Below are 12,775 nucleotides of genomic sequence, written 5' to 3'. Positions count from 1 at the left end.
TGCTCAAGCCGCAACAGCCTGCGGCAGGATCGATGCGACGGCATCGTATCGCGCGCCGCCGCGCAGGCAGAAGGCAGGCTGAAGCAAACGTTCGGCGATGACTTCGTTGTGCTCATTGTCGCGCAACGCAAAGCGGCCTGAGAGCTCGTTGAGCACGGACACGTCCGCGTCCCGTCCGACCTTCAGCGCGCCGATTTCGTCCTCGCGGCCGAGCATCTTCGCCGGATTCGAGGTGACCATCGGCACCACCTGCTCGAGCGAGAGACCAAGCGCAATCATCGAGCTCATCGCCTGGACCAGGCTGAACTTGGCTTGTCCGGCGAAAGGATGATTTTCATCGTCCTCGTGCTGGTCCGGCGTGCCCGCCGGCGCGGGCACATGCGTATTGTAACCATGGATATCCGCGCCAAGCGTTGTTGGAACGATACCGGCTGCGATGGCCTTCTTGGCCAAGCGGTAGGAAAAGTGGCTGCCGTGCCCGACATCGACCTTCAATCCGCGATCGAGCGCCGCCGCGATCACCGGATGCACCTCGCCCTCGCGGTTGACGAAGCCGCCGGGATGACGCGTAAAGGGGTGCGCCAGGATATCGCCTTCGCGCAGCAGCGGGATCACGCGCGAGAGAATGGTGTCGGCATCTTCACCATTGGCGCCGCTCGCCGGCAGGCCCCAGAGTTGGCCGAAATGCACATAGACCGGCAGATCGGCGCGGCGACCGATCTCAGCCGCCATCTCAATGACGCGAATGCCCCAGCGCGCGAAACCGCCGATCTCGGCATGCGCCTTGATGCCGCGAACGATGTCGAGATTGGCTTTCGCCGCCTTCACTGTGGCGTCGATATCGACGCCATCGGGACTATAGAGCTGCGGATAATAATGTCCTTCGAGACCGCCAACGAGATAGGCCGAAATGAAGGCATAGACGCGCGACTTCGCGGGTTCGGCAATGAAATGCCGGAAGCCCGGTAACGTCATGCACGAGGGTCCGCCCTGATCGACCAGCGTCGTCACGCCCGATTGAACGCCGACCATATCGGCATTCATGCCGAAGCGGCCGCTGACATATTGATAGACATGCGCATGCGTATCGATCAACCCCGGCAAGACCAGCTTGCCGCTCACATCAATCACCTCCCTCGCGCTGGTCGGCAGGATGTCCGACTGCACGGCCGCGATCTTGCCGTTGCGAACAGCGACATCCCTGACGCCGTCGATGCCTGACGCCGGGCAGATCACGCGTCCGCCACGTAAAAGCAGATCGAAGCCGGCACTGATCGACATGAACACTTCTCCTTTTGACTCGCTGGCGGGTTCGCTCCCGCTCTCCGGAAATACGAAGTATACTTCGCATTCTTCCAAGCAAGCTTCGTGCCATGATCTGCCGATGGCAAAGGCGTCCGAATCGAGCTATTCGCGCGAGGTTCACCAAGGCTGGGAGACTGTGCGTTGCGGCAAGCGAAAAGACGTCGCGGTGAGGCGAAGCATCGCCCATGGCCATTGTCGCAGCGGCCTGGATTTCTGATCCGCCGCCTGCACCAAATCCACGTTGCGCTGTTCCAGGAGGCCTGCGGCAGGTTCGAAATCACGCCGCTGCAATACAGCCTGCTTTCCGCACTGGCGGTACGCGGAACCGCCGATCAGACTACGTTAGCGGCCGATATCGCGCTCGATCGGACCACAACGACCGGCGCACTCAAACGATTGGCCGCTCGCCACCTCGTCGAGAGGGCCATCGATCAGAGCGACCGCCGTGCGCGGTTGTGCGAACTGACTGCTGCGGGGACCGCCCTCCTCAACAAGATCGAAGCTTCCGCGCGGGCAGCGCATCGCGCCACACTCGCCAATCTGAGCGAACCGGAACAGGCCTTGTTCATCGATATGATGCAGCGCATTGTGGCGGGCAACGCCAATCGTGACAGCGCTGCCGCCCTGTTCGATTGAACGCCGTCGGCATCAACCTGCTGCCGTTTTGGCTTGGGCTGCCCAGTTTCTAATCGCCCGCCTTGAGCACCACCAACTCCATTCGCGACGATGCGGCAGCCTCGCTTTGCGGGGAATCGCCTGATCGCAGGCCTGGTCTTGCCTTTGAAGAGACAACGCCAATTTTCGGTGACGCACATTTAGGCAGGCTCTCGATCCCATGGCCGCATGGGGAAGCGGGACAAGGATTGCCCATGGCATGATTGTTGCTGCCGCAGATGCGAAGCGTGCTTCGTGTTGGGGGGTGGCCATGAAAAATTCCGAGCTTCGTGCCGATATCCATAGCATCGAGCCTATTCCGGATGCTGACCGGGACTCGACCGGACCGCAGCAGATGTGGATCTGGGCCGGCGCCAACATTGCGCCGGTGAACTGGGCGCTGGGGGCGCTTGGCATCGTCTTGAAGCTCGGATTGCTGGAAACGATCGCGGTGATCGTGATTGGCAACATCGTCGGCTGCGCGATCTTCGCCGCGTTCACCGTGATGGGGCACAAGACCGGCGTCAATCAGATGGTACTGAGCCGCTCCGCCTTCGGCGTCCGCGGCGCTTACCTGCCCAGCATCCTCATGTTTCTGATGACGCTGTGCTGGATCGGGGTGAACACCTATTTTCCGGTCAGGATCGCGGTCGCCATTCTCGGGCAATTCGGCATTCCCGATAGCTGGGTGATCGAGATCATCGTCATCACGCTGGTGATGGCGCTGCAGGTGGGGATCGGCGTCTACGGCTTCTACGCGATCCGCACCTTCGAGAAATACACCGTGCCGGTCACCATCGCGATCATGGTGCTGATGAGCATTCTGGCGTGGACGCGCCCCGGCGTCGTCAATTGGGGCCTGACCAGTTCGCTGCCGCCCGGTGCACACATGGCGATGCTCACGCTCTTGATGACGGCGATCGGCGTCGGCTGGGGCATTTCCTGGGTGACGTGGGCCTCCGACTATTCGAGATTCGTGCCGCGCAGCGTCCCTTCGAGCTCGGTCTTCTGGTACAGCTATGTCGGCATGTTCGTACCCACCGTATGGCTCGCCATTGTCGGCGCCACGATCGCCAGCACCACGCTGGACACCGATCCCGCCAAGATGGTGAGCGCCGTGTTCGGCGGTCCCACCAGCATCCTGATTCTGCTATTGGTGCTGCACGGCCCGATCGCCACCAACATTCTCAACGTGTATTCGGCGGCGCTGGCCGCGCTGAGCGCGGGACTTAACTTCTCACGGTTCACATTGACGATCATCGTCGGCGTGGCCGGTTATCTCGTGACGATCTATTTCATCTTCGCGCCTTCGTTCGCGAAGGCGTTCGACAACTGGATGGTCAGCCTGTTGCTTTGGATGAGCCCGTGGGCGGGGGTGGTGCTGGCCGATTTCTTCATCAGGCGCAAAGGCCATATCGAGGTTCCCCAGCTCTACCGATCGCCGGAAACGAGCGCCTATGGCGACATCAATGGGGGTGGCATCATCGCTTTCCTTGCGGGGCTCGTGGCCGGATGGTCCTTGGAGGACGGCCTGGTCGGCGCGCTGCAGGGACCGATTTCGATCAATCTTTTGGGCGGCGCCGATTTGAGCTGGCTCGCCGGCATCCTCGTGTCGGGCGCGGTCTATCTGGCATTAGGTAAACAGGTCGCATCGCCTTCATCGGTTGCGGCAACCAATGTAGGCCGGTGATCGGTGCTCGCCCGCCGCGGCTCGCGGCGCGCTTTTTTTGCTCAGACGGCTGCCGCCTTTGCGGGCAGCTTGGCACAAGTTTTTGCTAGATGGAGACCGTATCGTAGAATAATACTATTCATAAAGACGAATAGATAGCACATATGTCCCATATGCTCGATGAACTCGATCGCAAAATCCTGGCCATCCTCCAGGTGGACAGCACGATCTCGGTACAGGACATCGGCGACAAGGTCGGACTGAGCGCCACCCCGTGCTGGCGGCGGATCCAGAAACTGGAGAACGCGGGCTATATCCGCCGACGCGTCGCGCTGCTCGATCCGGAGAAGCTGAACCTCGGCGTCAGCGTCTTCATCGCGGTGAAGACCAATCAGCACAACGCGGAATGGGTGGATCGTTTCAGAAGGATCGTGATCGGCTTCCCGGAGGTCGTCGACTTCTTCCGCCTGAGCGGCGACGTCGATTATCTGATCCGGGCCGTGGTGCCCGACATCCGCGCCTATGATGAACTCTATCGGCGCCTGATCGAGAAGATCGATCTCTACGACGTCTCCTCGATGTTCGCGATGGAGCAGATCAAGTCCACGACGGAGCTGCCGTTGGTCTATGCCCCGGCACAAAGCGGCCGCGAAGCGGCGGCCCGGCAGTCTGCAACGCTGTAAGTCGCTGCGTCGACGAACGCCGTCACTCCACCGCCGTGTCCGCAGGGGCCAATTGCCTTCGCATAAACAGCGCCTGTGCTTATGGGAGCGCTGATATCGCTCGCGCCTTACGTAGCGACATCTCCTGCTCACCGTACCTTCACTCCCTGGCATCTGCCGCACCTCACGCAATGTCGCGCAGTCCTAGAAGATGTCTATCTTCGCAACGCTGACCGGCAGCGGCGATCTGGACAAGGACTTGGTACGGCTGTTACGCACACTTACTGCCGGAACGTCAGCGCGAAAGAAGCCAATGTCCGACCATTTCTCGAACCTCCAGCAAATCCGAAAACCTGCCGTGACCTCCAAGGGCGGCATCGTTGCTTCACAATCCCGGCGAGCAGCCGAGGTCGGCGCGGAGGTGTTGCGCGCAGGCGGCGATTGCGTCGATGCGGTGATCGCAACCGGCTTTGCGCTCGGGGTGCTGGAGCCCTGGATGAGTGGCATTGGCGGCGGCGGCGCGATGGTGCTCTACCGTGTCAAGGAAGATCGCTACGAGGTGATCGACTACGGCATGCGCGCGCCGCAAAGCCTGCGCGTCGAGGACTATCCGCTCACCGGCGACGGGGCTGCGGCATCCGACATCTTTCCCTGGCCGCGGGTGAAGGATGACCGCAACTTGCACGGCCCCTCCTCGATCGCGGTACCCGGGGTCGTCGCCGGACACGCGGAAGCGCACCGGCGTTACGCCAAGCTGCCGTGGCGTGAGCTGATCGCGCCGAGCGTCGCGCTCGCCGACGACGGTCTTCTCGTGGACTGGTGGACCGCGCTCGCCATCGGCAGCTCGGCGGCGGATTTGCGGCGCTATCCTGCGAGCGCTGCCGCCTACCTGAAGGACGGCCTGCCGCCGCAGCCGCAATGGGGCATCCGGTCGGTTGTCCGCCTGCCGCAGGATCGTCTCAAGGCGACGCTCTCGCAGCTTGCCGAAGCTGGCGCGCGCGACTTTTACCAAGGCGACCTCGCGCGCAGCATCGCGGCCGATATTCAAGCGGCCGGCGGCTCGCTGTCGGTGGAGGATCTCGCCTCCTTCCAGGCCCATCTGCGCGAGCCGCTGAAGATTCCCTATCGCGGCGGCAGCGTCTACGCGACACCGGAGCTCACGGCCGGACCGACGCTCGCGCAAACGCTGCGGCTGTTATCGAAAGACGATTTGCGGGCGCAGGCCGGCACTGCGCCGAATGCGGCGGTCTACGCGGACTACGCGCTTGCGCTGCAATCGGCCTATCGTGAGCGGCTCAAGGATATGGGCGACGCGGAGGGGCGGCGCGCGCTCGGTGCCGAATATCTGGCGCCGAGCTGCACCACGCATTACGCGGTGGTCGATCGCGACGGCAACATGGCAGCGGTGACGCAAACGCTGCTCTCGACCTTCGGCTCCAAATTCGTCACCCCGCAAAGCGGGATCACCTTCAACAACGGCATCATGTGGTTTGATCCGACGCCGCGCGTCGCCAATTCGCTGGCGCCGGGCAAACGCTGCCTGACCAATTATACGCCCGTAGTGGCGCAGACCGCCGATGGCAGGCGGCTCGCGCTCGGCGCGTCCGGCGGCCGCCGCATCCTACCCGCCGTGACACAGATCCTGTCCTTTGTGATGGATTTCGGCATGGACTTGGACGCGGCCATTCACCAGCCACGCATCGATGCCAGCGAAGGCAAGATCGTGATCGGCGATACACGTCTTCCAGAGGATGTGCGCGAGTTCATGCGCCGGCACTTTGATTATGAAGAGGCGCGGGTGCAGAGCTGGCCCGGAAAATTCGCCTTCCCCAGCGTTGTGCTGCGCGCGGGCGATACCAACAGCGGCGCGACCGAGGTCTTCCACGCCTGGGGCGAGACGGTCGCGGAGAGCTAGCGCCCCTCCGATCTCTTTGCACAGCCGTACGAAGGCTTTCACTCAGGCCGTCATTCCTGGGAACGAAGCGACCAAGCAATCCAGACTGCATCCGCGGATTGGATACTTCGCTCGCGCTCGCGCCGGAGGTCGGGCGCGGGCGCTACCAAGCGCCGGCAATCATCAAAACGAAAATGCTCAGGGACGAGACGCAAGCGATCATCGGAATATACCATTCGGGTCGGAACATCGTTACCTCCCGAGCGGCTTGAAAGCAGTCTCTGCTACCTACCAAGCGCCAACGGCAATGAGAACGATAATGGTCAAAAGAACAACGCAAGTGATCGTCGCGGGGACGGTAAGCCATTCGGGCATCGTTGCCTCCCGAGCGGTTGTTCGCGCAAAGGCTAGGCCTGGCGGCGCGACGAACAGTATGAGGTGGCTAACACATTGCAATTAAAGCGCATTTTCAATCCAAGGAGGATTGGCGCTGCCGTATACACTTCAAGCGCGAAAGCTCGCGCAGCGGCGATGGCTCCAACTCACCTCTGTGTGCCACGCCCGTCGCTCGAGCACAGTCACGTCAAGCTGATCGGCAATGTTTCCTCTCTGCTTGGGGGAAAAGGTCGCATCGCATCTACCGATGCGATGCGACCTCTCCCCGCTTGTGGAGCAAGGTCACAGCAAATCGCAAGGCGGCCATCTGCCTCTTCGTCAACTCGCGACCAAGAGATCGCTGATCCGGATCGGGAAGCGGCGCAGGCGGACGCCGGTGGCGTGCCAGACCGCATTGGCGACCGCGCCGGCGCTGCCGGTGATGCCGATCTCGCCGACACCCTTGATGCCGAGCGGGTTCACGTGAGGATCATGCTCATCGACGGTCAGCACATCCAGCGACGGCACGTCGGCATTCACAGGCACATGATACTCCGCGAGATTCGGATTCATGATGCGGCCCGAGCGGCGGTCCATCACGGCTTCCTCGTGCAGCGCAAAGGACAGGCCCCAGATCATGCCGCCGAAGAGCTGGCTACGCACCAGCTTGGGGTTGATGATGCGCCCCGCCGCGAACGCACCGACCATGCGGGTGACGCGGATCTGGCCGAGATCGGGATCGACCTTCACTTCCGCAAACACTGCGCCATGTGCGTGCATCGCGTAGTCCGCCTGCGCAGCCGGATCGGCCGCGCCCCCGCCCGTGGCTTCGATTTCGGCGAGACCGGCGCGCCGCAGGATATCGGCATAGGATTCGCTGCGCGTCTCGTCGTCGCGGCGATGCAGGTGCCCGTTGCGCGCGATCACGCCGGCATTGCCGGCGCCGAACAAAGGCGAGCGCTGGTCGCGCGTGGCGAGATCAGCCAGCTTTGCGATCACGGCCGCGCCGGCATTGTGAATGGCCACACCCGCGGTCGCGGTGTGCGCCGAGCCGCCGGCGATGCCGGCATCGGGCAGATCCGAGGTGCCGGCCCTGAACTCGACGCGGTCGATATCGAGACCAAGGCCATCGGCCGCGATTTGCGCGAGCGCCGTCCAGGCGCCCTGCCCCATGTCATGCGCGCCCGTCTCCATGACGCCACTGCCGTCGGCGCGCAGCACGGCGCGCGCATTGGCCTGGAACATGAGCGCCGGAAAGGTCGCGGTGCCCATGCCCCAGCCGACCAGGAAGCCATTGTCATCGCGCATCTGCCTTGGGCTCAGCGGACGTTCCCACCAGCCGAAGCGCTCGGCGCCCTTGGTGTAGCATTCGCGCAGGGCTTTTGACGAAAACGGCTTGCCGGAGATCGGTTCGACCTCCGCATCGTTCCTGATGCGGAATTGCAGCGGGTCGATGCCGCAGGCCCACGCCATCTCGTCGATTGCGCTCTCCAGCGCAATCGAGCCCGTTGCCTCGCCAGGCGCACGCATGAACAGTGGTGTGCCGGTATCGGCACGCACCGCCTCATGCGCGGTCCGGATCGCACGGCTCGCATAGAGCGTGTGCGAGGCATCGGCAGCCGACTCGTAGAAATCGTCGAACGAGCTCGTGACCGTCTTGGCCTGATGTTCCAGCGCGGTCAGGAGGCCGTTGCCGTCGGCGCCGAGGCGAAGGCGTTGCCGGGTCGGCGCGCGATGGCCGACGGGGCCGTACATCTGTTCGCGGCGGAGCACCAGTTTCACAGGCCTGCCGACCAGGCGTGCCGCCATGATGCCGAGGATCTGCGGTCCAGAGATCAGGCCCTTGGATCCGAAACCGCCACCGAGGAATGGACTGCGAATGTGGATGTTCTCCACGGGAATGCCGAACAGGCCCGCGATGCGTCCCTGCGCCCAGGCAAGCCCCTGGCTCGGCGTGTCGATGGAAAGCTTGTCGCCATCCCAGCTTGCGACGATCGCGTGCGGCTCCATCGCATTGTGATACTGCGCCGGCGTTTCATAGCTCGCATCGATCGCCTTGGCGGAGGCGGCAAGTCCCGCCTCGACGTCGCCGTGCTCGACGATCGGGGGATGGCCGGGTCCGACAGCGGGCGGCACGAAGCTTTCATCGGCGTCGAGGCCGACGCGCGCCGGCAGCGTTTCATATGTCGGCGCCAGCAAGGCCGCGCCTTCGGTCGCGGCTTCCAGCGTTTGCGCGATCACCACCGCGATCGGCTGGTTCGCATAGCGCACGGCATCGCTCTGCAGCAGCTCCATCCGGAACATGAACGGATTGGTCTTCGCATCCGGATCTTCCGCGAGCGGCGGCTTGTGCGTGGGCGTCATGACGTCAACAACGCCGGGATGGCTTTTGGCCGCGGCGACATCGAGGAACGTGACTCGGCCGCGCGCGATGCTGCTCACAGCCAGCACGGCATAGAGCATTCCCTTGGGATGGCGGTCAGCGGCGTAAGGCGCCTTGCCGGTGACTTTCAAAATGCCGTCGCGGCGGGTCAACGGCTGGCCGATATTCGCGCCATGCCGCAGATGGACCGGGGATTCGGTGAGGCGGATCTCAGGCGTCATGCAACGCTCCGGGGACAGATGAGAAGGGGGAAGCCGGCAAAGCGGGAATGCGCTCTGGCGTGCCGCTCGCGGCGAGGCTCAGTGCCCGCACGACAATACGCCGCGCGAGCTCGATCTTGAATTGATTGTCGCCGGAAGGTTTTGCGCCCGCGAGCGCAGCCTCCGCGGCGCGGCGGAAGGTCTCGCCGTTTGGCGCGCCACCGGCCAAGACCTTCTCGGCCTCATGCGCGCGCCAGGGCTTTGCGGCGACGCCGCCGAGCGCGATGCGCGCCTCCGCGATGTTGCCGCGCTCCAGCCGCAGACAAGCCGCGGCCGAGACCACCGCGAAGGCATAGGAGGTGCGCTCGCGCACCTTCAGATAACGCGCGTGCGCGGCGAAGTCGCTGGCATCGCCGGGCAACTTGAGCGCCACGATCAGATCGCCGGGCTCGAGCACTGTCTCCCATTCCGGCGCGTCAGCCGGAAGGCGATACAAATCCTCCAGCTTCACATTGCGCCGGCCGCCCTTGCCTTCGATTTCCACGACGGCATCGAGTGCGACCAGCGGCACGCAGAAGTCCGACGGGTGGGTGGCGATGCAGGCATCGCTCCAGCCGAGCACGGCATGCAACCGGTTCTCGCCCTGTCGTGCGTCGCAGCCGGTCCCGGGTGCGCGCCGGTTGCAGGCGCTCGCGACGTCGTAGAAATAAGCGCAACGCGTCCGCTGCAGCAGGTTGCCGCCGACCGTGGCGGCATTGCGCAATTGCGCCGATGCGCCGGACAGCAGGGCTTCGGCCACAGCCGGATAGGCCTTCGCAAAGGCCGCGTCATGGGCGAGATCGGCGTTACGCACCAGCGCGCCGATACGCACGCCGCCATCCGCCAGCGGCTCGATGCGGTCGAGCCCCGGCAGATGCGTCACATCGACGAGCCGGTCCGGCCGGCTCACGCCGCCCTTCATGAGGTCGAGCAGATTGGTGCCGGCGGCAAGATAGGCTGCGCCCGGCGCGCTCGCCGCAGATACCGCTTCGGGAATGCTTGCCGGCCTGACATAGTCGAAACTTTTCATGCGACGCGCCTTTCCTTCTCGGCGGCGAGGCTCTGCTGCACCTCCAGCACCGCTTCGGTGATCCCTGCATAGGCGCTGCAACGGCACAGATTGCCGCTCATGCCTTCACGGATGCGCTCGGGGTCGCAGCCCGCCTGCCCTTCATTGATCAGGCCCAGCGCGCTCATGATCTGCCCGGGGGTGCAGAAGCCGCATTGGAAACCGTCATGTTCGATAAAGGCCGCTTGCAGCGGATGCAGCTTGTCGCCCTGCGCCAGGCCTTCGATTGTGGTGATGTCCGCGCCGTCATGGCTGATCGCCAGGGCGAGGCACGAATTGATGCGCCGGCCGTTGACCAGAATGGTGCAGGCGCCGCATTGGCCGCGGTCGCATCCCTTCTTGGTGCCGGTCAGATCCAACTGCTCACGCAAGAGATCGAGCAGCGTCACCCGCGGGTCTGGCAACGCGATGTCGCGCCGGACCCCATTCACGGTGAGGCTGATGGAGTTAATCATGCAAGGCTCCGATCAGTGCTATGGTCGAACGGCTGAAGCCGGCGGCCACTCGCGGTGGTCACCCCAACTGCCGTCTGTTTGCGGCGAGGCATATACGGAGGCACCCTCCGCTTTGCAAGGGACCCTAGGCATGGGAAGCGAAAGCGGCTACCGGTTCTTGCGAAAAAGGTCATGCTCGAACAAAAAGATAGCCCGGGTATGACGATGCAAAAAAAGATCGCGTGTAGGCACGAAGAAGTGAGATGACTGAGCCATCCGCGGCACTCGTTCGGAAACCCCGCGCCGATGCGATCCGTAACCGCGAGCGCGTGCTCGAGGCCGCCAAGGCCGTGTTCAGCGCGGGCGGCGCGGAGGCGAGCCTGGAAGCCGTGGCGCGGCAGGCCGGCGTCGGCATCGGCACGCTCTATCGCCACTTCCCGACCCGCGAGGCCTTGTACGAGGCGGTCTACCGGCGCGAAGTGGAGCAGCTCGGCGAACTCGCGGAAAACCTGAAGAGCGAAGCCAAGCCGGTCGATGCGCTGCGCCGCTGGCTCGCCTCCAACATCGAGTTCGTCGCGACCAAGAAGGGCATGGCCGCCGCGCTGGCGCTGGCGGCGCACGGCTCGCCGGAGCTGCACAGCTTTTCGTTCGAGCGCCTGACCAAGGCGATCGGCATATTGCTCGACCGCGGCATTAACGCCGGCGAGATCCGCCCCGATGTCAGCCCGGAGGATCTGCTGCGCGCGCTGGTCGGCATGTGCTATTTGCACGACCAACCCGGCTGGCAAGCGACCGTGCTGCGGCTGATGGACGTGTTCGTCGACGGCTTGCGGGTGCAGCCGGAGCCTCCACGCAAGGCCGCGCCGAAGCAGCGCGCCGGCGGCCGAAAACCAGCGGCGCGAAAGAGAAAGCGCTAGCGCGGACTAAGCGGCTTCGGATTGGCTGCTCGAGCGCGACTAGAAATCCAGGATCAGACCGACCTTGCCGAGGTGACCTCCCTTTGCGAGGAAAGCGAAAGCATCACGAATCTGCTTCAGCCGAAAAAGGTTGGCAATGACCGGCCGGATCTTGTGCCGCTCCGCCGCACGCACCAAGTCTTCGAGATTCTCCCGATTGCCGGCTGTCGCCACGTGGATGGTGGTTGCGTGCCTGATTGCGGTGAAGATGTCGAGATCGGCGATGGTGCCTGCGGCATAGCCCACCAGATGAACCAGGCCGCCCATTCGGGTTGCGGCGATCGAGCGGGTCAGCGTGCTGCCACCCGCAACGTTGACCGAGATCTCCGCGCCCCTCTGACCGGTCAAGTTGAGCAAATCGTGCGGCCAATTCTCGGCAGCACCGTTGCTGAGCACATCATCGGCGCCCAATGCACGCAAGGCGTCCGTGTGGCGATCGTTGCGCGTCACCATGATCGTTCGCGCGCCGGCGGCATGCGCGAGTTGTAGCGCAATTGTCGAGATCCCGCCGCTTCCCTGGATCAGCACGGTTTCGCCCGGGCGCACCGAGCCAAGTTGAAACAGCGAATGCCAGGCCGTCGCCGCCGCCACCGGCAACTGCGCGGCCTCGGCGGCATCGAGATGGCGCGGGGCACGCACCGCCTCGTCTTCGTGCAGGCACATGAGCTCCGACAAGACGCCGTCGCTCGGCCCGCCCAGCCGCCGCCGGACGTTCCACGGCCGAATCGGGCCATCGATCCACTCCGGCAGATAGGTCGGGCAGACCAAATCGCCGATCCGAAACCGCGTGACCTCGCTGCCGATCTGGATGACTTCACCGGCGCCGTCGGAAACCGGCACCAGCGGCGGCGAAACGTCCACGTGATAGTGCCCGCGAACAATGGCCAGATCGCGGAAATTAAGCGCCGCGGCGCGCATGCGCAGCAAGATGTCGCGCGGACCCGGCACCGGATCCGGCCGTTCGGTCAGGACGAGATCGTCCAATGAGATGATCTTGGAGAATGCATAGCAGCGCATGCTTCATCCGCCCTTGTTGTCGTTTCGGGAGTTGTTCATTTGCCCATTGGCTGGCCCGTAGCAGGCAACGCCAAAGTGTCGAAGTAGCTCACTGCCTCCGCTGTCCGCTCACACTCAA

General features: G+C 63.9%; 10 protein-coding genes. 5 read left to right on the top strand and 5 right to left on the bottom strand.

Features of this window, described 5'->3' with window-relative positions; all coding sequences use genetic code 11:
• Window positions 1–3: 3 nt before the first annotated feature.
• A complete protein-coding gene (locus tag P6U23_RS06665) occupies window positions 4–1,281 on the bottom strand; it encodes an amidohydrolase/deacetylase family metallohydrolase (RefSeq protein WP_407178772.1) in 1,278 nt (425 codons plus the stop codon).
• A 216-nt stretch (window positions 1,282–1,497) separates the two neighbouring features.
• Here P6U23_RS06665 and P6U23_RS06660 point away from each other — a divergent pair, with 216 nt between their 5' ends.
• From P6U23_RS06660 to P6U23_RS06645, 4 genes are all read left to right on the top strand, one after another.
• Window positions 1,498–1,941, top strand: a complete 444-nt coding sequence (locus tag P6U23_RS06660) for a MarR family winged helix-turn-helix transcriptional regulator (protein WP_407178771.1) — start codon at window positions 1,498–1,500, stop codon at window positions 1,939–1,941.
• Window positions 1,942–2,230: 289 nt separating this feature from the next.
• Window positions 2,231–3,649 (top strand): cytosine permease, encoded by a 1,419-nt coding sequence (locus P6U23_RS06655; protein ID WP_407178770.1) that lies wholly within the window; start codon window positions 2,231–2,233, stop codon window positions 3,647–3,649.
• Between the two features lie 152 nt (window positions 3,650–3,801).
• A complete protein-coding gene (locus P6U23_RS06650) occupies window positions 3,802–4,311 on the top strand; it encodes an Lrp/AsnC family transcriptional regulator (RefSeq protein ID WP_407181355.1) in 510 nt (169 codons plus the stop codon).
• A gap of 292 nt (window positions 4,312–4,603) precedes the next feature.
• The gene (locus tag P6U23_RS06645; protein WP_407181354.1) at window positions 4,604–6,205 is read left to right on the top strand and encodes a gamma-glutamyltransferase family protein; all 1,602 of its coding nucleotides are present in this window, start codon (window positions 4,604–4,606) and stop codon (window positions 6,203–6,205) included.
• A 693-nt stretch (window positions 6,206–6,898) separates the two neighbouring features.
• Here P6U23_RS06645 and P6U23_RS06640 read toward each other — a convergent pair.
• From P6U23_RS06640 to P6U23_RS06630, 3 genes are read right to left on the bottom strand one after another with little or no spacing between them, the layout of a single operon-like run.
• The gene (locus P6U23_RS06640; RefSeq protein ID WP_407178769.1) at window positions 6,899–9,163 is read right to left on the bottom strand and encodes a xanthine dehydrogenase family protein molybdopterin-binding subunit; all 2,265 of its coding nucleotides are present in this window, start codon (window positions 9,161–9,163) and stop codon (window positions 6,899–6,901) included.
• Complete coding sequence (locus tag P6U23_RS06635; protein ID WP_407178768.1) at window positions 9,153–10,211, bottom strand: FAD binding domain-containing protein; 1,059 nt, start codon at window positions 10,209–10,211, stop codon at window positions 9,153–9,155. Before P6U23_RS06635 ends, P6U23_RS06640 begins: the two co-directional genes overlap by 11 nt.
• A complete protein-coding gene (locus P6U23_RS06630; protein WP_407178767.1) occupies window positions 10,208–10,705 on the bottom strand; it encodes a (2Fe-2S)-binding protein in 498 nt (165 codons plus the stop codon). Before P6U23_RS06630 ends, P6U23_RS06635 begins: the two co-directional genes overlap by 4 nt.
• A gap of 242 nt (window positions 10,706–10,947) precedes the next feature.
• Here P6U23_RS06630 and P6U23_RS06625 point away from each other — a divergent pair, with 242 nt between their 5' ends.
• Window positions 10,948–11,601, top strand: coding sequence for a TetR/AcrR family transcriptional regulator (locus P6U23_RS06625; protein WP_407178766.1), 654 nt, complete (start codon window positions 10,948–10,950; stop codon window positions 11,599–11,601).
• Between the two features lie 39 nt (window positions 11,602–11,640).
• Here the strand turns inward: P6U23_RS06625 and P6U23_RS06620 are convergent, their stop codons facing one another.
• Complete coding sequence (locus P6U23_RS06620) at window positions 11,641–12,657, bottom strand: NAD(P)-dependent alcohol dehydrogenase (protein ID WP_407178765.1); 1,017 nt, start codon at window positions 12,655–12,657, stop codon at window positions 11,641–11,643.
• Window positions 12,658–12,775: the final 118 nt, after the last annotated feature.

This window comes from Bradyrhizobium sp. STM 3562 (assembly GCF_045571435.1).
In the GTDB taxonomy this organism is placed as follows: domain Bacteria; phylum Pseudomonadota; class Alphaproteobacteria; order Rhizobiales; family Xanthobacteraceae; genus Bradyrhizobium.
The sequence above is the reverse complement of the archived record's forward strand: the minus strand, read 5'-3'. Positions and strand labels throughout refer to the sequence as shown.

What these genes read in the sequence shown, in the direction of transcription:
- P6U23_RS06625 (WP_407178766.1), top strand. Translation starts at nt 10,948, where the DNA reads ATGACTGAGCCATCCGCGGCACTCGTTCGGAAACCCCGCGCCGATGCG.
- P6U23_RS06635 (WP_407178768.1), bottom strand. Translation starts at nt 10,211, where the DNA reads ATGAAAAGTTTCGACTATGTCAGGCCGGCAAGCATTCCCGAAGCGGTA.
- P6U23_RS06650 (WP_407181355.1), top strand. Translation starts at nt 3,802, where the DNA reads ATGCTCGATGAACTCGATCGCAAAATCCTGGCCATCCTCCAGGTGGAC.
- P6U23_RS06640 (WP_407178769.1), bottom strand. Translation starts at nt 9,163, where the DNA reads ATGACGCCTGAGATCCGCCTCACCGAATCCCCGGTCCATCTGCGGCAT.
- P6U23_RS06620 (WP_407178765.1), bottom strand. Translation starts at nt 12,657, where the DNA reads ATGCGCTGCTATGCATTCTCCAAGATCATCTCATTGGACGATCTCGTC.
- P6U23_RS06655 (WP_407178770.1), top strand. Translation starts at nt 2,231, where the DNA reads ATGAAAAATTCCGAGCTTCGTGCCGATATCCATAGCATCGAGCCTATT.
- P6U23_RS06665 (WP_407178772.1), bottom strand. Translation starts at nt 1,281, where the DNA reads ATGTCGATCAGTGCCGGCTTCGATCTGCTTTTACGTGGCGGACGCGTG.
- P6U23_RS06645 (WP_407181354.1), top strand. Translation starts at nt 4,604, where the DNA reads ATGTCCGACCATTTCTCGAACCTCCAGCAAATCCGAAAACCTGCCGTG.
- P6U23_RS06630 (WP_407178767.1), bottom strand. Translation starts at nt 10,705, where the DNA reads ATGATTAACTCCATCAGCCTCACCGTGAATGGGGTCCGGCGCGACATC.